The organism is Sulfurimonas lacustris, assembly GCF_059705355.1.
On sequence record NZ_AP046125.1, the window covers coordinates 1,619,242 to 1,640,913 of the forward strand.

Sequence of the window (21,672 nt, forward strand, 5' to 3'; positions counted from 1 at the left end):
ATGTAGAGATTTTCTACATGTGAGGGTTTTTATGAGTGTGAAACAGTAAGATCTTCTTGAATCTGAAGTTTTACGGTTGCGTCTTGTGTTGATGTATATTCATTGAACCCGACTTGTGATTGCGTTGCTGACTTCACCCAAGTATCAGAAGTTTGCAGAGCAACGCTATCGCTACTGTCTCCTGTTATGAAAAGGTCATTGTCTGCATCTGTCATAGCAAGTACATCACTCAGAGCAAGAGCTATATTCTGCGCTCCCTCACCTAGATTTAACTCTTCGACATTGCTAACTTTACTAAAATCAATAGCAGCCTCAACGATAAGTATGTCATACCCTACTCCGCCATCATACGTGTTTACTCCAGCTCCGCCATCTAAAATGTCATTACCAGCTCCACCTATCAGTACGTCATTACCGCCATTTCCATTTAAGGTATCGTTGCCACTTCCACCTATAAGTGTTTCGTTAGCGTCTGTTGCATTTAAGGTATCGTTTCCGTCTGTTCCAAATATATTTATATTTGTAAGAGAAACTGGCGTTGCATCAACATGAATAATAGCACTCTGCTGTGTTGATACCACATCTCCATCATTATCCCTTAAAGTATAATCAAATGTTTCATCATATCCACTCACAACATATCCTGGTGCTCTAAATGAAGCTTCACCGCTATCCATATTTACAGTTACAACTGCTGAGTGTGATGTAGTGATCTCTAAGATATGACTAGCTCCATCCAAAGTCCAGTAATAACTATGTCCAGATGGCACTGTACCAGAGTATGATATCCCTTGTGTTTGCTTGTCATAAACATATGTAACTCCATCAACTTTAAATGTTGCAACATATCCGCCATCAGCTCCAAATCCGCTATCTATATTTCCAGATAAAACACCCGTAATAGGCTGAAGAGGAACGGTTGTAGCAAGTGTCGCATTTAAATCTGCCAAAGTAGCTATCGCTTTTGCATCGATATCTATCTCACGGATACCGTCAAACGCTATAGGGTTCATTGCATCAACATTAATACCTATGGCGTGAGAGAGGATACTGTTTTCTACCAAGAAATCCTTCCAGATATTTTCCTCTGAAGCTTGTATTCCCACATCATTAAAACTCACTTTATTTGGCCATGAGCCTTCTTTCCATGTTGTCTGATTTGTTCCAGTTAAATCATAAACACCATTGTTTTTAGTATCCATTCCCAAAGTTGGGTCACCATCCGATAGGAAATAAGAGACATTTTGCACATCACTTCCAGTTAGTTTACCATCAGTAGTTGCAAATGCAGACATAGCCTTAGCAAGTGCGGCATCATAGTTTGTACTGCCACTTGCTTCAAGGTCCGCTATAACTGATTTGATATCATTTACGCTCATCCAATAAGCTGTCTCTTGAGTCGCATTGTCACTAAATGTGACTAACATAACCTTCACTTCACCTAGAGCGTCATATTTGTCAACTAAGTTCACAAGAGCATCTTTTGCCATTGCAAGACGTGATATCTCTCCAGCTTCTGGAGATGTATCGTCTCCTAACTCCCAATCCATACTACCAGATAGGTCAAGGACTACCATTAAATTCGTATTTATCTCAGATGGAACAAATGTCGCTGAGAAATTTTGAATAGTTGGTGCATCATCTATAACTCTAATATTTAAATCTGCATTTGTAGAAACACCACTTGTGTCTGTTACCACTATTGTTATTGGAACTACTACATTGTCTCCTGATGTTGGAGCTGTTAAAGTATATGTGTAGCCAACAACACCGCTGTTTGCATCAAAGCTATCAATTGTTATATAGCCATTACTTACTGTATACTGGGTAGTTGAAGCAGCTGTAATTGTTGAGCCGCCAATACTAATAGATGCCAATCCCTCTGCATCTGCAATAGTAAATGTGCCACTAACACTCTCTGCCGTTGAAGAGCTATTGCTTCCACTGTTCATAGCGCTCTCTTCTACTGTTATATGACCAGCTACTGAGCCGCCATTCATATCTGCGATGATGATTGTAGGTGCATCGTTTACAGCTGTGACATTTATATGAACTTGAGCGGTATCTTCTCCTCCATTGCCATCGCTTATAGTATAGCTTATCGTTGTATTGCCATTAAAATTAGCATTTGGTGTAAAGTTTAACGTTCCATCAGGGTTTATAACCACCACTCCATTAGGGCTAGTTGCCGAGGTAACGCTTAGTGTATCACCATCTAAATCGCTATCGTTACCAAGCACATTGATATTGTTTAAAGGTATATCTTCAGCTGTGCTTAGCGCATGTGTAGCATTTGCAACATCAAGAACATTATAACCGCTTGAGCCGTTTTGTAATTCAACTTTGAACTGATAATCCCCACCTTGATCCCAGTAAATAATCTCAATAGAGTGCTCTCCACTAGTTGCTATAGCAAAAGCGGTATGCTCCGTTGCGGTAGAGCCTTGATTTTGATTTACAGTAGCAACCGCCACTCCATCAATTAAAATAGTATACCCATCATCAGCAGTAACTCTAAAATTGTAAGTACCCGCATCCAATGATATATTTCCACTCATATGCAATATAGCATCACTTGTGTTAGCAGGATCATTACTTAGCGAAGCAGCATCAGATCCTAAAAATGTTTGTAAATTTGTCCCATTGCCAAGATTGCCACTGCCTGAAGTATAATTTAATAAAGTTGGTGTAAATAATGCATCTGGCGCATTGTTTGCCATAAAAGTACGAATTTGAGTCAGATTGGTTAAGTTTGCACCATCCACACCATCCGTATACCCATAATATTCGCCACGTAAACCAGTAACCATAACATCATCATTTGCGATTGGAGCGTCGTTAATATTGCCAACTGTTGTTCCACCGTTTGAAGCATCGATAGCATCAGTTACTGTATGACTTCCAAACTCATCGCTGTAAGTTACCGATACGCTGATAGTTTTACCAACCTCTGCTTGAGTGAGTGTAAATGTGCTTGTATCTGTGTTTGGATTTGCTACTGCTGCGCCATCAACCAGCCATGTATAAACAGGTGTTCCTGCTGTAATACCGTCTGGGTCTGTGAGTGCAGTAGTAAGAGTTTGACCCTGTTCTGCGGTTCCTAGGATTGTAACGCTTCCTGCGTCATCTATGTTGCCAACAGTTGTTCCGCCGTTGTTTGAAGCATCGATTGCATCAGTTACGGTGTGGCTGCCAAACTCATCGCTGTAAGTTACCGATACGCTGATAGTTTTACCAACCTCTGCTTGAGTGAGTGTAAATGTGCTTGTATCTGTGTTTGGATTTACTACTGCTGCTCCATCAACCAGCCATGTATAAAGAGGAGTTCCTGCTGTAATACCATCTGGGTCTGTGAGTGCAGTAGTAAGAGTTTGACCCTGTTCTGCGGTTCCTAAGATTGTAACGCTTCCTGCGTCATCTATGTTGCCAACAGTTGTTCCGCCGTTGTTTGAAGCATCGATTGCATCAGTTACGGTGTGGCTGCCAAACTCATCTGTGTATGTAACTGATACGCTGATAGTTTTACCAACCTCTGCTTGAGTGAGTGTAAATGTGCTTGTATCTGTGTTTGGATTTGCTACTGCTACTCCATCAACCAGCCATGTATAAAGAGGAGTTCCTGCTGTAATACCATCTGGGTCTGTGAGTGCAGTAGTAAGAGTTTGACCCTGTTCTGCGGTTCCTAAGATTGTAACGCTTCCTGCGTCATCTATGTTGCCAACAGTTGTTCCGCCGTTGTTTGAAGCATCGATTGCATCAGTTACGGTGTGGCTGCCAAACTCATCGCTGTAAGTTACCGATACGCTGATAGTTTTACCAACCTCTGCTTGAGTGAGTGTAAATGTGCTTGTATCTGTGTTTGGATTTACTACTGCTGCTCCATCAACCAGCCATGTATAAAGAGGAGTTCCTGCTGTAATACCATCTGGGTCTGTGAGTGCAGTAGTAAGAGTTTGACCCTGTTCTGCGGTTCCTAAGATTGTAACGCTTCCTGCGTCATCTATGTTGCCAACAGTTGTTCCGCCGTTGTTTGAAGCATCGATTGCATCAGTTACGGTGTGGCTGCCAAACTCATCTGTGTATGTAACTGATACGCTGATAGTTTTACCAACCTCTGCTTGAGTGAGTGTAAATGTGCTTGTATCTGTGTTTGGATTTGCTACTGCTGCGCCATCAACCAGCCATGCATAAACAGGAGTTCCTGCTGTAATACCATCTGGGTCTGTGAGTGCAGTAGTAAGAGTTTGACCCTGTTCTGCAGTTCCTAGGATTGTAACGCTTCCTGCGTCATCTATGTTGCCAACAGTTGTTCCGCCGTTTGCTGCATCGATAGCGTCAGTTACGGTGTGGCTTCCAAACTCATCGCTGTAAGTTACAGATACGCTGATAGTTTTACCAACTTCTGCTTGAGTGAGTGTAAATGTGCTTGTATCTGTGTTTGGATTTGCTACTGCTGCGCCATCAACCAGCCATGTATAAACAGGTGTTCCTGCTGTAATACCGTCTGGGTCTGTGAGTGCAGTAGTAAGAGTTTGACCCTGTTCTGCGGTTCCTAGGATTGTAACGCTTCCTGCGTCATCTATGTTGCCAACAGTTGTTCCGCCGTTGTTTGAAGCATCGATTGCATCAGTTACGGTGTGGCTGCCAAACTCATCGCTGTAAGTTACCGATACGCTGATAGTTTTACCAACCTCTGCTTGAGTGAGTGTAAATGTGCTTGTATCTGTGTTTGGATTTACTACTGCTGCGCCATCAACCAGCCATGTATAAACAGGTGTTCCTGCTGTAATACCGTCTGGGTCTGTGAGTGCAGTAGTAAGAGTTTGACCCTGTTCTGCGGTTCCTAGGATTGTAACGCTTCCTGCGTCATCTATGTTGCCAACAGTTGTTCCGCCGTTGTTTGAAGCATCGATTGCATCAGTTACGGTGTGGCTGCCAAACTCATCGCTGTAAGTTACCGATACGCTGATAGTTTTACCAACCTCTGCTTGAGTGAGTGTAAATGTGCTTGTATCTGTGTTTGGATTTGCTACTGCTGCGCCATCAACCAGCCATGTATAAACAGGTGTTCCTGCTGTAATACCGTCTGGGTCTGTGAGTGCAGTAGTAAGAGTTTGACCCTGTTCTGCGGTTCCTAGGATTGTAACGCTTCCTGCGTCATCTATGTTGCCAACAGTTGTTCCGCCGTTGTTTGAAGCATCGATTGCATCAGTTACGGTGTGGCTGCCAAACTCATCGCTGTAAGTTACCGATACGCTGATAGTTTTACCAACCTCTGCTTGAGTGAGTGTAAATGTGCTTGTATCTGTGTTTGGATTTGCTACTGCTGCGCCATCAACCAGCCATGTATAAACAGGTGTTCCTGCTGTAATACCGTCTGGGTCTGTGAGTGCAGTAGTAAGAGTTTGACCCTGTTCTGCGGTTCCTAGGATTGTAACGCTTCCTGCGTCATCTATGTTGCCAACAGTTGTTCCGCCGTTGTTTGAAGCATCGATTGCATCAGTTACTGTATGACTTCCAAACTCATCGCTGTAAGTTACAGATACGCTGATAGTTTTACCAACCTCTGCTTGAGTGAGTGTAAATGTGCTTGTATCTGTGTTTGGATTTACTACTGCTGCTCCATCAACCAGCCATGTATAAACAGGTGTTCCTGCTGTAATACCGTCTGGGTCTGTGAGTGCAGTAGTAAGAGTTTGACCCTGTTCTGCGGTTCCTAAGATTGTAACGCTTCCTGCGTCATCTATGTTGCCAACAGTTGTTCCGCCGTTGTTTGAAGCATCGATTGCATCAGTTACGGTGTGGCTGCCAAACTCATCTGTGTATGTAACTGATACGCTGATAGTTTTACCAACCTCTGCTTGAGTGAGTGTAAATGTGCTTGTATCTGTGTTTGGATTTGCTACTGCTACTCCATCAACTAGCCATGTATAAAGAGGAGTTCCTGCTGTAATACCATCTGGGTCTGTGAGTGCAGTAGTAAGAGTTTGACCCTGTTCTGCGGTTCCTAAGATTGTAACGCTTCCTGCGTCATCTATGTTGCCAACAGTTGTTCCGCCGTTGTTTGAAGCATCGATTGCATCAGTTACGGTGTGGCTGCCAAACTCATCGCTGTAAGTTACAGATACGCTGATAGTTTTACCAACCTCTGCTTGAGTGAGTGTAAATGTGCTTGTATCTGTGTTTGGATTTGCTACTGCTACTCCATCAACTAGCCATGTATAAAGAGGAGTTCCTGCTGTAATACCATCTGGGTCTGTGAGTGCAGTAGTAAGAGTTTGACCCTGTTCTGCGGTTCCTAAGATTGTAACGCTTCCTGCGTCATCTATGTTGCCAACAGTTGTTCCGCCGTTGTTTGAAGCATCGATTGCATCAGTTACGGTGTGGCTGCCAAACTCATCGCTGTAAGTTACAGATACGCTGATAGTTTTACCAACCTCTGCTTGAGTGAGTGTAAATGTGCTTGTATCTGTGTTTGGATTTACTACTGCTGCTCCATCAACCAGCCATGTATAAACAGGTGTTCCTGCTGTAATACCGTCTGGGTCTGTGAGTGCAGTAGTAAGAGTTTGACCCTGTTCTGCGGTTCCTAAGATTGTAACGCTTCCTGCGTCATCTATGTTGCCAACAGTTGTTCCGCCGTTGTTTGAAGCATCGATTGCATCAGTTACGGTGTGGCTGCCAAACTCATCGCTGTAAGTTACCGATACGCTGATAGTTTTACCAACCTCTGCTTGAGTGAGTGTAAATGTGCTTGTATCTGTGTTTGGATTTGCTACTGCTGCTCCATCAACCAGCCATGTATAAAGAGGAGTTCCCGTAATACCATCTGGGTCTGTGAGTGAAGTTGTAAGCGTTTGACCCTGTTCTGCGGTTCCTAGGATTGTAACGCTTCCTGCGTCATCTATGTTGCCAACAGTTGGATCAATATTTGTAGGAGTGCCATCAATTGTTCCATCGTTTGGAGTAAGTGTAAATGCTGGTAAATCAGCTCCGCTATTTACTAAGTCTAGTCCTGCTTGAGTTAATAGAACTTTACCTGCCTCAGTGCCTGTTCCTAGTGTATAGTTAGTTGTATCACTTAGAGTAACAGTTACAGCAGAGCCCTCTTCATCGTGTGTAGTGTAAGTTGCAACTACAGAGCCTACATGGTTTGTAGGGTCGTCTTCAGTGAAATTGTTTACCTGCGTAACTGTAATTATAGGTGCATCGTTTATAGGAGTAATATTTAGTTTTACAGTTGCGGTATCAGTCCCACTATTACCATCACTAATAGTGTATGTAAAAGTTGCTTCACCATTGTAATTTGCTTCTGGTGTAAAAACAACATCTCCGTTTGCGTTTATACTTACTACACCATGCGTTGCATCCTGAACAGAGACAATTGAAATTGAATCTCCATCCTCATCCGTATCATTGCTAAGTAATAGAGTATTGTCTACAATAAGAGAGGAATCCTCTGCAACTGTTAATGGATTTTGGTTTACCACAGCATCACCAGTTACAGTAATCTTATATGGACCAGACGAAGCAGAAGCATATGAAGAGATTTCTATACGATACTCTCCAGCCGCAAGATTGTCAAAATGTATATAGGAGTCGTATCGATGTAAAGATCCATCACTAAATGTTTCGTTACTGTCATCGTTTTGTGCAATCATAATACCGTTTGAGTCATAAATTTCAAGCCATATATCCATCTCTTGCTGTGTGCCACTACCATCCAAATCGTTATATATCGCGTCTTGATTATTTCCGCTGTTATCTGAACCTTTTTCACTCAATGAATCAAATGTGAGTGCTCCTCCATTATGAGTAAATGTGTAAACATCTTTAGCAGCATTAGAACCTAAAATTCCAGTAAGATATCCAACTCCACTTGTATTACTGTATTCATCATTCATGGCAACTGGGTTATCATTTACTGTTGTAGTATTAGCAGGGTTTACCTCTTGGTTTGCTGTAGAGTTAGAAGATGTTGCAGTTACTGTAAAGTTTGGAAGGTCTGCTCCGCCATTTACGATTGCAGCTCCTTGTGTAGTGAGTGTAACCTCTCCGGTTGCAGAGTCGATTGCATAGTTAGTTGTATCATCGATTGTAAATGTAATAGCTCCGCCATCCTCATCGCTTGCTACTGATGTCGCTACTGTAGTTCCTGCAGTTACGCTCTCTTCAGTGAGAGTTGCTATTGGAGTAACTGTGATACTTAGCGTATCATTAGCATCTGTGCGGCGGATATCTTCATTGATATCAATACCAAAATCTGACAAATCATCTTGGAAGCTTCTCTCGTAGAGATCTGTATTGATATTTGAAAGCGTATAGTTTGTCGCCAAAAAAACTGCTTCTGGACTTTCGGTTGACTGGGTAACTACAGTTTCACCAGCAGCTGTCTCTAAATCTTCTACATTTTCTATGTTGTTATTCGCCTCTAAAAGAGTCAAAAATGAATCTTTTTGCGTAACAGTTTCTTCTTTTGTAAAGGCTTCAGCCAAAAGGGAACTGTCCAAGAGCTGCTTTGTATTTCCAAGAACAACAAGCTCGAAGCCATCGTTAAGTAAGAGAACCAGACTATCTTTAGGGCTGTTTTTTTGTTCACCAGCTATCATCTCTTGTTCGTAAACATTCTCACCAACAATTACTTTGCGCTCAGAACCATCACTGCTTTTTACATTAAAAAGACCATTTACACTCTTTACTTTTCCGACAATTGACAACATAGCACGCTCCAAAAGATATAATTTTTTATTATATTATTTTATTTTCTAGAAAAAGCATATTGTACTCAAGTACAGAGTGATAGTAAATATATCAGATACGTAAAATCAAATGACGGGATAGGGAGGGATTTTGTAATCTTTTTTAAGGGCTTTGAAACTTCCTAAAATAGGGCTTTGTGGTGGATAGGGAGGGATTTGAAAAATTCTTATCCCTATTTTATTAATCTGCTTCTATGCAATCAAAATATGTTTCTTTTTCTTTTATACACATTAATTCGTAAATTTTATAATTTTTAAATTCTGTTTTGTTTTCTATTTTTCCATTAACTAATCTTCCTTGTGTTGTTTTTGCTGTTACAGTTTTTCCTTTTGGAAATTCATTTTTTAAAAAGAATTTAGTTCCTCTTTCATCTTCTAAATAATTTGTTTGGTTTAGTGGATTTGTATATGTAAATTTATATTTTATTGTGTCGTTATAATTATTTAATTTTATTTTTACTGTTTTTTCCGCATATAGATTTATTATCAATATTAAGATTATTAAAATTTTCATTTGTCACTCCTTATTTTAATTTAAATTTGCCATTACTAGCATCTTTTTTGATTTGTTCTAATCTCTCCAGATGTCGCTTTGTCTCTTCTATGCTCTCATCAAGTGCCATACCTTGGTTTACTAATCTCACTAAATCAGGTTTCTCTTTTTCCCAGTTATATAGTGTTTTTAATGATATTCCTAATAAATCTGCTAATTCATTTTTGTTCATTTTGTAATTCTTTCAAAATTATCGCTATTTTTATGTAATATATACAAAAATAGGCTTATTTTTTATTAAAGTTTAAGTTTGTAATAGTTACAATACAAGAGTTGTATATATGTAAATATTACAAACCAAAGGAAGTGACAATGCAGACTAGAACTAAAATCCCTCTCTCTCTTAAAACTCAGAATAAAGAGCCATTTGCTAATGGTTTAAATAATGTTGGTGGCAGTGTCACTTCTTTGCTCTATGATAGCAAAAAAGCTCTTAAACTCGTAAATGACATGAGTTTTTACGGTTATCCTACTTCTTACGTTTCACTTATTATTGAAGATATAGAAAATCTTCTTCTCTCCTCTGATAGCAATTTCATTATTGAACGTTTGGTTCATGATTTATCACTTGAAGAAAAAAACTTTAAATCTTATAAGCGTAAACTCAAAAAATTAGGTTTTGAGACACTAGAGAATCATGAGCAAATTCTTTTAAGATGTTGTGCAGCATGATACCTACGCTTTCAACTCTTCAAAGTTCCCATAAGTCGTTAAGCAAGATAGATACGCATCCACGGAACTGCATGCAGAGTTTGGAGTAAGTCGTTGATATCACGAGCATTGAGTTAGAACTCGTAAAAAGCTAGTCTCTCCCCGTCAGTCACTTCTCGGGGGTTAAAAATAAAAGTGATGAGTTAGGTACTTAGAGCATAAAAAGCAACATAAACCACAGATAGGTTAATTTTTTCCTATTCAAAAAAAATATCTTTTTATGTTCTAAGTACTTAATTATGACAGTAGTTAAGTAACAAAAAATACAAAAACACTGAGGAGTGACAAATGATAAATGTTCTTATGATTGGCAAGATTAAAGCGGTTCGCAGAATCGAACTAGATGGTTTCGTAGATAGTAAGTGGACTGAAAATATCCCTAAAATAGAGGTAACAGTTGAGAGCGAAGTTCCAGATGATAACGGAGATATTAACTACTCTATGGATAAGCAAATCTTAGAAGCTACCGACTATAAAAAGTATAAAGACTTGGAACACAAATATGTTGCAGTTCCTTACGTAATGGATTCAAGCGCAAAAGGTCAAAAATGGTATCCAGATAAAAACACGCCTATGTTTGAACTCAAAGATTCATTTATGAGCATGATAAAAGTTGAAGCAAAAGCGGCTGTAAAGTAGATAAGCACCGCAGGTACTAGCCTGTAAGGCGGGATGGTTAGAGAGTTGCTAAAAAGATAAATTTAGGAAAAAAGAGGGAATAGCTACACAGCGTCAGCTGAAAGTGAAACTTTCTTCTAAATGAGAAAATGCAAACGGGTTCAAGCACGGAAGAGTTACGCTAGACCCCCGCCAATATATCATAAAGGCAAGATGATGTTACCTCGGGAGAAAAAAGGCTCTTTGCTCTTGCGTTAGGGATTAGAACACTTGTGACATGTACCGTGTACTGGTTTTGTTTACAAAATTCAAGCCCGCCCCCTTTAGGGGAACGCCCTTATTGTTGAGAATTTGGGGAATTTAATCCACTTGTTAGTAAATTCAGGCTCGGGCTAGGCTCTCAACAAAAAAGCCCCGCAGGGTAATAATAAAAAAAAGGTTAAAAAGTGAACAGATACAAACTCTTAAATCTCTATTCTCTGCAACACTCAATCAAGAACTGCAAAGATAAAGAGATAGTTTGTAAACTAAGAAGCATGAGAGATTCAATCCTCTCTAAAATTCGGGTCGCTTAGCGGTTAAGAGTATGCCGAAAAACAAAATTTTCCTTAAAAAGGTGTTCTTATGAAAAAGTTTCTTTCTCTTCTTGGCGTTGTTGGTTTAATGGCTGTACAAGCTCAAGCGGCTCTTACTATTGACCCAATTTCTCAAACTGACTTTATGACAGTTGCTGGTGCGGTTGTTGTTGCTATGGGTGCTTTCTATGCTGTTAGAAAAGCTCTTGGGCTTTTAAGAGGCTAAAAAATGCCTGTGCTTCCTGTCATTAACCTTGAAGTGATAACCGCTACTTTTAGCGTTTTTCTTGTTGCTCTTGGTGTCATGTGGGGAGTAAACAAAGCAATAATCTTGCTTAAATCCCACTAACTCCCTAACGAGTTACTGGGATTTAAAAATCAAAAAAAGGAAGTGACAAAATGAAATATCTAAAAACATTAACATTCATAATCTTTTTAAATATCTCAACTCTGAACGCTTCTATGCTCTTAGACGCTAATGGTTACTGTATAGAAGATTTCTACATAAAAAACGGTTCTTTCTACTATCTCCGCTCTGACAATAACACTTGGTACTCTACAACGACAGACAACTACACTTTAAAAGTTGTACCCAATTTTATATATCAAGCATCAGACCAGACTTGCAGACCAAACACCGCTTACATCTTAGGAATGACACAAGACGGTTTCCATTTCTTAATGGCTCTCATGGGCTTAATCTTTGGCGCAACGTTCATGTTCTTTACAACTCAAATCTTTACTAACGTAGGCGGCAAAAGATGATCTACATAGAAATAACAGATATACCAACGATAAACTATTTCGCTTCCATACTTATAAACTTAACCGCTGTTATAGCTCCTCTTTTTGGTGCTTTAGCTCTTACAAGACACTAATATGAAAAAGATACTTTTTCTAGTTTTGTTTTTAAACAGTTATTTGTTTTCTTATACGCTTTATTTTACAAATACTTCTGGTTATATGGAATGTGTTCAAAATAATTTAAATATTTCTGAATTTCCCAATGCAGTTCGTAATGATATTAATCCTACATTCCAGTATCTTGGCTTTTCTACATCTTTAAACAGTCATGTTTTTTATCCAGGATCATCTTATCGTGCATATTGGGCTTGCGGCGGTGCTACTTGTCCTTCGGGAACTTCTTATGATTCCCAAAAATTGGCATGTATTCCTACTTCTTGTCCTTATGGTCAGGAAATTATTGGTTTTTCTTGTGCTGTTCCTCCTACTTGTCCAAATGGTCAAATTTGGAACTCTGACACTGATACGTGTGTCGCTCCCCCTGCTCCTGATGCTGATGGCGATACAATTCCAGATAAATGCGACTTTGACCACCCCGACTTTTTGATTTTAGATTGTGATGGTAATGGTAAAAATAATGGTATTGACCCAGATATTGACGGGGATGGTATTCCTAATTATAAAGACCCTGACGCCAATGGATACGGCAACTCTATGCCTTCTCCCACAAATGGTTGTTTAGGTGCAAACAAGGGTTATGCTACTTCTACGCCTTTTCCTATTAGTCAATATTCTTTTCATTCAAATTTAAATTCAAATGATTGTCAAGGTTTAGTTTTTAGAGATACTAAAATTGATAGTGCTGTATGGCTTCCTGATTTAGAAGATGGTTGTAATACTCCTTATTGTTATGTTCATTATTTAAAAAATGATTGTGATTTTGATTCTTCTTGGTATCGTCCTGGCATAAATTGGGATTATCGTCCTGGATTAACTTCATCTGCATGCGGTCTTTTGGTTGATGGTATTAAATATTCTGAAATGCGTTTTGTAACTCCTGATGATTTAAAATGTCCTAATACTGGTTTGTGTTATGCAAAACGCATAGATACTCCTCCTGATACTAATTCAACTAATCCTAATACTCCTCCTCCTAATCCTGATACTAACTCTACTACTTCTGATTTAGCTCCTTTGCTAGAATCTCAAAATATCGGTAATGATTTATTAAAAGGTTTAGGCGAAAAAGCAGATACTACAAATAAAAATCTTGATGATTTAAAAAAAATCGCTAATGATTCTTTAAATACGCAACAAGATAGTAAATCTCTTCTTGGTAATTTAAAAAGTCTTGCTGAGAGTTTACTAGATGGTAGTAATAAAGCTAATCAAAATTTGGGTGAACTTGGTAAGTCTTTGGGTAAATTTTCCAATACTTCAACTCAAAATCAAGTTATTGCCAATGAACATCTTTCTTCTATAGATGGTAAGATGAATACTAACAATTCACTTCTCACAAGTATTGATAATTCTCTTAAAGGTGATGGCACTTCTCCCGATACTTCCGCTCTAGATGGTGCAGAATCCGCTCTTACTGATTTTGGTTCTTTTGTAGACAGTGTCACTTCTCAATTTTCTACTTTTAAAGATAATATTCAAGGTAATTTAGATGATGTTATGAATCAATACAATAACGCTAAATCTCTCTTGACTTCTGGTCAAGCTCCTACAATGAGCGGTGGCGGTTCTCTTGAATGCGCTTCTTTTAATGTGTTTGGCAAGCATGTTGTGCTTGATTTGTCTTTTCTTTCTGTTTTGTCTCCTGTTTTTTACTATATTTTCACAGCTTATTTTATGTTTTTAAACTTTTCATTTTTGATTAGACATCTTTTTGGAAGTGGGAATTAATATGATAGCTGCTCTTTTTGCAATTTTTTCTGGCATTGGTGTAATTGTCAAATTTATAAAAGGCTTTCTTGTCAAATATGTTGGCTTCGCCGCTATTTTGTCTTTTCAATTTGCCGTAACTGCTTCTACGATTGCTTTTGTTCTAGGCTTTTATGCTTTTGTAATAAGTTCTTTTGTATCTGCCTATAATTTCGGTGTTTCAACTGCTCAGTACATAGCTACGGGTGGCGGTGTTTCTAATCAAACTCTTACTTGTTTTCTTTCATTGCTTGATTCTTTGGGCATTGTAGGTGCTATAAATAACGCATATACAATGTTTTTTGCTTCTCTTGCTACGATTGCAGCCTTTCATCTTATGAAGTTCACTTACTGGGCTATTAAACAAATTGCAAATGAATTGTTCAAACTTGGCGTACTTCTCGGTCAGGCTTTAGCATGATAACTTTTCTCACTGGCGTTCCAGGTTCTGGCAAAAGTTATTATGCAGTTGATAAGATTTATAATAATTTTTCAAACGACAAAGAAGCCATAAGAGATAAAAAGGCAACTTTTAAAAACTGTTATACAAATATAAATGAGTTTAAATTTGACAAGGTAGAAAATTGTTTTTATCTTGATTTTGATGAGTTAAAAGCAAATCTTACCAAGCTCCATAAGCTTTATAAAGCAAAATCAACGGATGAGGAACTTATAGAGTTTTGCAAAGAGCATAATATTTTAAATACTCTTTTTGTGATTGACGAAGCGCATAACTTTTTTGATAACAAAGACCCCGTGCTTATTTGGTGGCTCTCCTATCATAGACATCTTTTTCACGAAATAATCTTGATTACTCAAAATCTTTCTCTTGTAGAATCCAAATATAAATCATTTAGCGAGTTTTTTTATAAAGCTTTCCCGCAGTCTCTTACTCTTTTTAAAACTCATTTTAAATATAACATTTATTGCAATTCTCGCATGTCGCAAATTTCAAAAACTGGCACTATAAAGATAAAGCGCAATCCAAAAGTTTTTGAACTTTATCAAAGTGGCGATACCATAAATAGTTCTAATATTATTTTAAAGTTTCTTTTATTTGCTCTTCTTTTTCTCGCTCTTGTTGTTACTATTTTTTATTTTTATAGTGAATCTTTAAAGGGAGATACTGATACCGAACCCGACAACAACACATCAAAATCAGCTGCACAAAGTATACCTGGTGGTGCATCACAAACCCCGCAAAATAGTCCTATATCTATTACAAACCAAAATGAAAACAACGTAGTATATTTAGGTGAAAATTCCGAACAATACAGAGAAGCCAAATTTTTAACTCTCTCTTGCAATACTTCTATATGTTATAACAACTCTCTTTCTCTTCCTGTTCCGCTTGTAACTCAGTTCATAAAATCAAAAAATATGAACCTTATCTACTCTCAAAACATCAACAAAAACTACATAAAACTTTTCATTTCATGTAGTGAAGATTTTTATATGTTTTTAAATTCAATCTCAAATCAAGGAAGTGACAAACATGAAGACAAGTTTCTTGGCAATACTTTTGCTAATACTCCTCCATCTCCAATTACTCAAAGCAGATGAAAATCTAAAAAGTATAGCCCTGGTTGATTTCGTTCAACTCGTATCTACAAATAATAATATAAATATATTTGTTGATGAAGAGTTAAAAAAGGAGGGTATATCGCTATTTATTCCTAATGAGCTAGACCCTACAAACCTTTTCTTTTTGTTCAAAAACTCTATGCAAAAGCTTGGCTATGTCGTTTCGCAATATGACAGCATTTACTATCTAAGTAAGAATCAAAAAGAGCTATACACCTATTTTATCAAGTTAAAATATAACTCTTTTCAAAATGTCTCTCAATATCTCGCTTTTAAAAATATAAAGTTTCAATTTATAGATTCAATCAACAGCTTTATAATATTTTCAGAAACTGACAATATAGACGTTATAAAAAATGAGATTGTCAAGATTGATGCGCAACTAAATCAAGTCACGCTCAAATTTACAATAATTGAAGTTAATGATGATGATATCAAAGAGCAAGGATTAACGCTGAATTCTCTCTATGTTTCTGCTTCTGATGGTTATAAAAATGTCATTGATACGTTCGTAATACCTTATTCAAGCTCTAAGCCTATTTTCCCACGAACTACGTTCTATGGTGCTCTAAAGCTCTTTAATGAGCTAAAATATTTTAACATTGTTCAAAACCCTCATGTTTTGGTCCAGCACTCAAAAGATTTTACATTTTCCGCTGTTACAAATATACCTTTTCAAACTTCAAAAGTCATAACACAAGCTTCTAACTACTCAAATCAAACAAGCATAGATTACAAGGACGTAGGGCTTAAAATCAACGGTAAACCGCTCATTTATGATGACTATATAAACCTTGATTTGGATTTGGTTGTTGAGGACATTTTAAGTACTACCGATAACATCCCTACAACTTACAAACGTCAACTCAAATCAAATACTAATTTGAAGTATGGAGACGTTCTTATTCTTAGTGGTATCAAGCAAGAGAAAAGCACTAAAGATACTATCTCCGTTCCTTTGGTTTCTGATATCCCTTTTGTAGGTAATTTATTCAAGTATGAATCAAGTAAAAAGAATATCAGCACTATCTCAATAGCAATAGAGGTAATACGGTAAATGTGCCTTTGGTGGGCTTTTCCGTCCCATTTGTGAGCCTGCGAACAAATGGGCGGTAACGCCCCTCTTGGCTATCTATAAAAAAGTATCGGACACGATAAGTAAATTCAAATAGGAAGTGACAAAATGACAAACTACGGTTTAACAAAGTACCAGATACAAAAATCCAAAGATAAACTCTTAAAAAATAAAGAGTTCATGTACAGTAACGGAATCCACATGGATAATAAAATCATTCCCTTTGCTGATTTCGTGGCAAATAGCTACATGAATGCAGATAGATACATCGCTGAGTTGCAACATAGAGCATGGAGTGTTTACGACTATGCAAAAGAAAAAAATCTTTCAAATGTTTTTATAACTTTGACGCTTCCGTCCGTTTGGCATCCAAAAAAGACTTATAAAGGTCGCTTGATAAGAAACAAACAATTTGCTGGGCGCAAATATATCACTACAATCAAAGGCTATAAAATTTTAAACTGCCATGTAAAGCAAAAGTTTAACGGTCTAACTTTTGAGCCTGTTCTTGATTTTTCTCAAACATTGGATTATTATACTCCTCGAAACGCATCCATTGAGCTTACAAAAATGTTGCATAAACTTTTTAATGATAGAAGCTATAAAAGCATTGAAAAAGATGACAGAGTATATCTAAGAGTTACCGAACCTCACAAAGACGGCACTCCGCATTTACACATCTCGCTTTTCGTTCCTGCAGACAAAGTAGAATCAATCGTTAAAGCTTGTAACCGTCTCTTTCCTGCTCCGCTCTCAAAAGTCGAAACAAACGTACAATCTCCGATATCTTACTTGATGAAATACATCCTAAAAACTCTTGACGATTTAAGAGAAGATAACGACAAAATCACAAATCTTACACTTTGGTATCTTTATCATGGTATTTGTAGATTTTACACTAGCCGCACTTTCGTATCTTTAGAGGTTTACCGTAAACTCAACGGCATGTACACGCTTTTAGATTTGACAAAAGCATATAAAAATCATGATGTAAACGTTTACGTTTATAGCGATACTAAAAAAATCTCTTACATTAGCAATGAATTTGGAACTATTTACACGCAAAAGCCTGTGAATTGGGCTGAGGATGATGTAGCATATTTAGAATCGCAATTTGAGACTATTTACAAAGACAAAGAAGCAAAACAGATTGACGTTGTCATTGATGGCGAAACATTCGTATATTATAACAACACTCTTAAAAAACCTAAAACAATGCCTTATCAGATGAACTCTCTACAACTCTGGGAGTACTTCGAGGGCTTAGACGTTGAAACGTGCGATTTGAAGCACTACGCACACACTAAAAACATTTTGATAGAGAGAGGCTTACTAGACGAACCAAAAGTTAATCCTGCACTTCTGCAAGATGATTTTTATAGATTTGAAGCTGAGGAGGTTTTTTAATGCTTTTTTCTTACTATTCATCCCTATATCTCGACTTTAAAAAACATGAGCTTAAAAACTCAACTCTTGATAAATATACAAACATCGTAAAATCAAGAATAAACCCATTTTTTAAAGACAAAGATATAGCAGACATAAAACCATCAGACGTAAAAATCTGGCTCTACTCCATAGAAGATGTAGGCGCAAAAAGCAAACGCCATTACATGGGCGTATTAAATGGTATACTCCAAGAGGCTCTCTATGATGAAGCAATTACAAAAAATCCTCTAAAGCATGTCAAGCTCCCGAAATATTACCGCCCTATCATCAAACCTTTTAACTCTGATGAAGTACAGCAAATCATGAACCATAGCTACGATAATAATTTCAAGTTCTATATCGCAATAGCTTTTTATACTGGTATGCGCTCTGGAGAGATAATAGCACTCAAAAAAGAGGATATAGACTTAAAAAACAAAATTATCCATGTAAAAAGAACTCGCTCTAAATTTGGAGAGAGTACACCAAAAACTCACGGCAGTATAAGAGAGATTCCTATCATTGAGCTACTAGAGCCTTTTATAAATGAGCTATACAATCTCCACGATAACGAGTATCTTTTTATCACTCAATACAAAGAACCATACAGAGACACGCACTCTTTCGTAACAAATCACTGGTTACCGCTTCTTGAACTCTTGAAACTAGAGTACAGACGTCCATACAACACACGTCATACATACGCTACAAATATGCTTTACAATAACCTTGTAACGCCTGTGCAACTCTCGCAACTCTTAGGACATGCAAATACTCAAATGGTTTATGATGTTTATGTTCGCTATATAGAATCAAACTATCAAGATTTTGACAGAAGTATCTCAATTTATAAGTGACGGGATAGGGAGGGATTTTGTAATCTTTTTTAAGGGCTTTGAAAGTCCCTAAAATAGGGCTTTGTGGTGGATAGGGAGGGATTTGAACCCTCGGTACGGTTACCCGTACGCATCCTTAGCAGGGAAAAATTAAATCTTACAAACACGCATTTATGAGGATTTTGCCAAATGTAATTAACGCTAATTGGCAATATTTCTTTAATTTTTAGCGACACTTTTAGCGACACTTCTACTTTTTTAATAATCAAATTTACAACAGCGTAGGATCTTCATCTAAAAGGTTAAAGACCATATAATCTTCATATTCATTTTTGCCAGAACCAGGAATATTTACAAAACCGTACTCATTATATATTGCTCTCATTTTATCGCTTATAGGGACTAAATAAACATGATTAATAGCTACTAATTTTTGAATATCTATCGCTATATTTATAATATGGTCAAGTAGTAAAAAACTATATTTTATATTTGAAAACTCTTCTATTTTTGATCTATACTCTACTTTTAAATACAAAAACTCAACGATGATACCTGGAACATTATCGATATCATCATGAGTAGTTTTAAGTGCAAAAAATCCAAAAACATCATCTTTGTTTAAATCATAAGCTTCATATATAACAACTCGCTGGCAAGCAGCTGTTTCTCTGACAATACTAATATATTTTTTGATATGCTCAGAATCTTTTGAAAAATCAAGCTTTTTAAAAAATGACTCTAACTCTTGAGCAGATAGAGGAGCTATTGAAATATTTTTCAACTTGCTTCTTTTTGAGCCTTAAGTTCTCTTAGTTTAGAAGATTGTTTTGCGGTACTGACTCTCAATACTTTTTTTTGTTCGGGAGTAAGATTAGTTATGGGTTGAGCTTTTTCAAGTTTTCCATCTCGTATAACATAAGCCATAATAAATCCTTTTTTTATTTTTAAAATTATAACATACTATTAACCACTTATCGGAGTTATCGGTCTTGTCAGTATAATATATAAAAACCAGAGAAGCCCTATTTTAAAGGTTCTCGGAGTTGTCTGAGTTATCGGTTTTTTTTAATTTTTCTAAGCTCTCTTTTACTTCTTCGTATTTGAAAGCGTATCTAATCATAGATGTTCCTGGTGTTCTTACATCATGAAATTTAATGAGCCCTTTTTTTACCAATCTCATGAATTTTCCATAAGTAAATACATTTGCGCCTAACTCTTTGTTTAGTCTCGTGCATACCTCTTCTGAAGGTATAAAATCTTTTTGGTTACTCATCTTTTTGCCTTTAACCTTATTTTACTCTTATTCATAATTTTTTATCTCTTCAAATTTCAATGAAAAAATTTTATGAAGCAATTCTATATCGTTCAAAACATCAATGATGTCTCTTCTTTCTAGCTCTTCAATTGTTTGTTTAAGCCAATAGCTAACATCAGGAGCTAATAGAATTTCTTGTATTAGCTTAGAACTTGTATCTTTTTTTGTCATTTGAATCTCTTTTCTGCTTATTTATTAATGTCATTTACTTTATTTTTAATATTGTCAGTAATAGTTGTCATGTTGATAGTATTAAGCTTTATATCTTCAAAAACCTCACTTAAATCCATCTTGCTAAAATCAAGCTTTTGAAACTCTTCTGGAGTAAAACCTCTGCATTGAGGATTCTCGCCGCTTCCCCAGCCCATATTTAATTGAGCGCGTCCTTGTTCTTGAAGTATTCTTCCAAGTTTTGAATTAAAGCAGCAGTGTCCTTTAGATTTTTGAACGCATATTTTTACAAAACCTAGTTTGATTTTCTTAGAGCAAAACTCTCCGACGTAGTGGCACTGTTCAGCTTTATTTTTTTCAGCAAGAAGCTTTTCATTAGCTTTGCATGCTATTAACCCAGCAAATACTTTGTCTTTATCACAACATCCGCCTCCTGCCAAACCAAAGAACATATCCCATGAACGACACTTTTCACCCTTACCGCTGAATAGATATATCTGTCCATCGCAACCGCCATTTTCATTCCATCCACCATTGTTAGGGTCAGAAGCCCCAACTGTTGTATCCAAGTTTTCAACATCATTCTCTCCTACACAAGGAAACGGACTACACATCCACTGATTATCAACCCACGCAGGAGTTCTTACGTTGGAGTTACATGTATATTTGAGAGATTTGCAGTTATTGTCTGGAGGTGTTGAACTATTACAAGGATCATCCAAAGTGGATGTGTTATCAAGCGTAAGATTTGGATCTGTTTTTAAACAGTCTCCGCCATCGTCAATAACCGTTCCTGTAGAGCATAGATAGTTGTAATAGGTGTAACTTACTGTTTTTTTACAGTTCGTGCCGTTATCGGTGTAGCCGGTGGGGCATGTAATAGTGGTTACATTGTTGCATGTAGTTGGCAAAGAACTCCAATGGTAAAATTTTGCATTTGCAATACTTACTAAAGCTGCAAATAAAATAAATATTTTAATTCTCATTTTTTATCCCTCTTAAATATTTTTTCCAACCAGATAGTTGCATGGCGATTTGTTCAATTTCGTTATTTAAAGAAAAATAGAATGTTTTATCAAGATAATTATGTAAAACAAGGAAAGATAAAAAAGTTTTTACAATAAAAAAGTCATTTTCAATCTTATTTGTTAAATTATCGATTTCCTGAAAAGAGAGTTTCTTTTTATTGATCCCTATGTGTATTGTGTTTTGCATAGATGCAATTAATCGAGGGTATATTTCTTTTTCAAGTATGGTTATTCTATATACTTTATTAACTTTTTTATGAACTTTAAGCAATTGAAATAAAATTTTTTCTATATCATGGTAAAGTTTAGGGTTTTGGTAGCCGATTCTTTTTTGATTCATCTTGAT

General features: G+C 37.0%; 19 protein-coding genes. 10 read left to right on the forward strand and 9 right to left on the reverse strand.

The features are described from left to right. Positions 1–29: 29 nt before the first annotated feature. From AC6H4V_RS08370 to AC6H4V_RS08380, 3 genes are all read right to left on the reverse strand, one after another. Positions 30–8,720, reverse strand: coding sequence for a tandem-95 repeat protein (locus AC6H4V_RS08370; RefSeq protein ID WP_497606465.1), 8,691 nt, complete (start codon positions 8,718–8,720; stop codon positions 30–32). Positions 8,721–8,940: 220 nt separating this feature from the next. Beyond that, positions 8,941–9,273 carry a hypothetical protein gene (locus AC6H4V_RS08375; protein ID WP_497606466.1) on the reverse strand — a complete coding sequence of 111 codons (333 nt, stop codon included), beginning with the start codon at positions 9,271–9,273 and terminating at the stop codon, positions 8,941–8,943. Positions 9,274–9,283: 10 nt separating this feature from the next. Next, on the reverse strand, positions 9,284–9,484 hold the full coding sequence (locus AC6H4V_RS08380) for a MerR family transcriptional regulator (RefSeq protein WP_497606467.1): 201 nt from the start codon (positions 9,482–9,484) through the stop codon (positions 9,284–9,286). A gap of 140 nt (positions 9,485–9,624) precedes the next feature. Here AC6H4V_RS08380 and AC6H4V_RS08385 point away from each other — a divergent pair, with 140 nt between their 5' ends. The 10 genes from AC6H4V_RS08385 to AC6H4V_RS08430 all read left to right on the forward strand — a co-directional run bounded on the left by AC6H4V_RS08385 (position 9,625) and on the right by AC6H4V_RS08430 (position 18,830). Beyond that, a complete protein-coding gene (locus AC6H4V_RS08385; protein WP_497606468.1) occupies positions 9,625–9,984 on the forward strand; it encodes a hypothetical protein in 360 nt (119 codons plus the stop codon). A gap of 327 nt (positions 9,985–10,311) precedes the next feature. Next, positions 10,312–10,662, forward strand: a complete 351-nt coding sequence (locus AC6H4V_RS08390) for a hypothetical protein (protein WP_497606469.1) — start codon at positions 10,312–10,314, stop codon at positions 10,660–10,662. Between the two features lie 603 nt (positions 10,663–11,265). Next, positions 11,266–11,442, forward strand: coding sequence for a hypothetical protein (locus AC6H4V_RS08395; protein WP_497606470.1), 177 nt, complete (start codon positions 11,266–11,268; stop codon positions 11,440–11,442). 173 nt (positions 11,443–11,615) lie between these two features. Further along, positions 11,616–11,981, forward strand: a complete 366-nt coding sequence (locus AC6H4V_RS08400) for a hypothetical protein (protein ID WP_497606471.1) — start codon at positions 11,616–11,618, stop codon at positions 11,979–11,981. Positions 11,982–12,095: 114 nt separating this feature from the next. Further along, entirely contained in the window at positions 12,096–13,868 is a 1,773-nt protein-coding gene (locus AC6H4V_RS08405; RefSeq protein ID WP_497606472.1) for a hypothetical protein, read from the forward strand. Between the two features lies 1 nt (position 13,869). Continuing rightward, positions 13,870–14,307 carry a hypothetical protein gene (locus tag AC6H4V_RS08410; protein ID WP_497606473.1) on the forward strand — a complete coding sequence of 146 codons (438 nt, stop codon included), beginning with the start codon at positions 13,870–13,872 and terminating at the stop codon, positions 14,305–14,307. After that, entirely contained in the window at positions 14,304–15,449 is a 1,146-nt protein-coding gene (locus tag AC6H4V_RS08415; RefSeq protein ID WP_497606474.1) for a zonular occludens toxin domain-containing protein, read from the forward strand. The genes AC6H4V_RS08410 and AC6H4V_RS08415 overlap by 4 nt, the downstream gene beginning before the upstream one ends. Then, the gene (locus AC6H4V_RS08420) at positions 15,382–16,527 is read left to right on the forward strand and encodes a type II secretion system protein GspD (RefSeq protein WP_497606475.1); all 1,146 of its coding nucleotides are present in this window, start codon (positions 15,382–15,384) and stop codon (positions 16,525–16,527) included. Before AC6H4V_RS08415 ends, AC6H4V_RS08420 begins: the two co-directional genes overlap by 68 nt. Positions 16,528–16,653: 126 nt before the next feature. After that, on the forward strand, positions 16,654–17,952 hold the full coding sequence (locus AC6H4V_RS08425) for a rolling circle replication-associated protein (RefSeq protein WP_497606476.1): 1,299 nt from the start codon (positions 16,654–16,656) through the stop codon (positions 17,950–17,952). Then, positions 17,952–18,830 (forward strand): tyrosine-type recombinase/integrase, encoded by an 879-nt coding sequence (locus tag AC6H4V_RS08430; RefSeq protein ID WP_497606477.1) that lies wholly within the window; start codon positions 17,952–17,954, stop codon positions 18,828–18,830. The genes AC6H4V_RS08425 and AC6H4V_RS08430 overlap by 1 nt, the downstream gene beginning before the upstream one ends. Before the next feature lie 250 nt (positions 18,831–19,080). Here the strand turns inward: AC6H4V_RS08430 and AC6H4V_RS08435 are convergent, their stop codons facing one another. From AC6H4V_RS08435 to AC6H4V_RS08460, 6 genes are all read right to left on the reverse strand, one after another. Further along, positions 19,081–19,593, reverse strand: coding sequence for a hypothetical protein (locus AC6H4V_RS08435; RefSeq protein ID WP_497606478.1), 513 nt, complete (start codon positions 19,591–19,593; stop codon positions 19,081–19,083). Further along, positions 19,590–19,736 carry a hypothetical protein gene (locus tag AC6H4V_RS08440; RefSeq protein ID WP_294880859.1) on the reverse strand — a complete coding sequence of 49 codons (147 nt, stop codon included), beginning with the start codon at positions 19,734–19,736 and terminating at the stop codon, positions 19,590–19,592. The genes AC6H4V_RS08435 and AC6H4V_RS08440 overlap by 4 nt, the downstream gene beginning before the upstream one ends. Positions 19,737–19,839: 103 nt before the next feature. Beyond that, positions 19,840–20,085, reverse strand: coding sequence for a hypothetical protein (locus tag AC6H4V_RS08445; protein ID WP_497606479.1), 246 nt, complete (start codon positions 20,083–20,085; stop codon positions 19,840–19,842). 27 nt (positions 20,086–20,112) lie between these two features. Continuing rightward, positions 20,113–20,298, reverse strand: coding sequence for a hypothetical protein (locus AC6H4V_RS08450; protein WP_497606480.1), 186 nt, complete (start codon positions 20,296–20,298; stop codon positions 20,113–20,115). A 17-nt stretch (positions 20,299–20,315) separates the two neighbouring features. Next, positions 20,316–21,284 (reverse strand): conjugal transfer protein TraN, encoded by a 969-nt coding sequence (gene traN, locus AC6H4V_RS08455; RefSeq protein ID WP_497606481.1) that lies wholly within the window; start codon positions 21,282–21,284, stop codon positions 20,316–20,318. Beyond that, positions 21,274–21,666 (reverse strand): hypothetical protein, encoded by a 393-nt coding sequence (locus AC6H4V_RS08460; protein ID WP_497606482.1) that lies wholly within the window; start codon positions 21,664–21,666, stop codon positions 21,274–21,276. Before AC6H4V_RS08460 ends, traN begins: the two co-directional genes overlap by 11 nt. Positions 21,667–21,672: the final 6 nt, after the last annotated feature.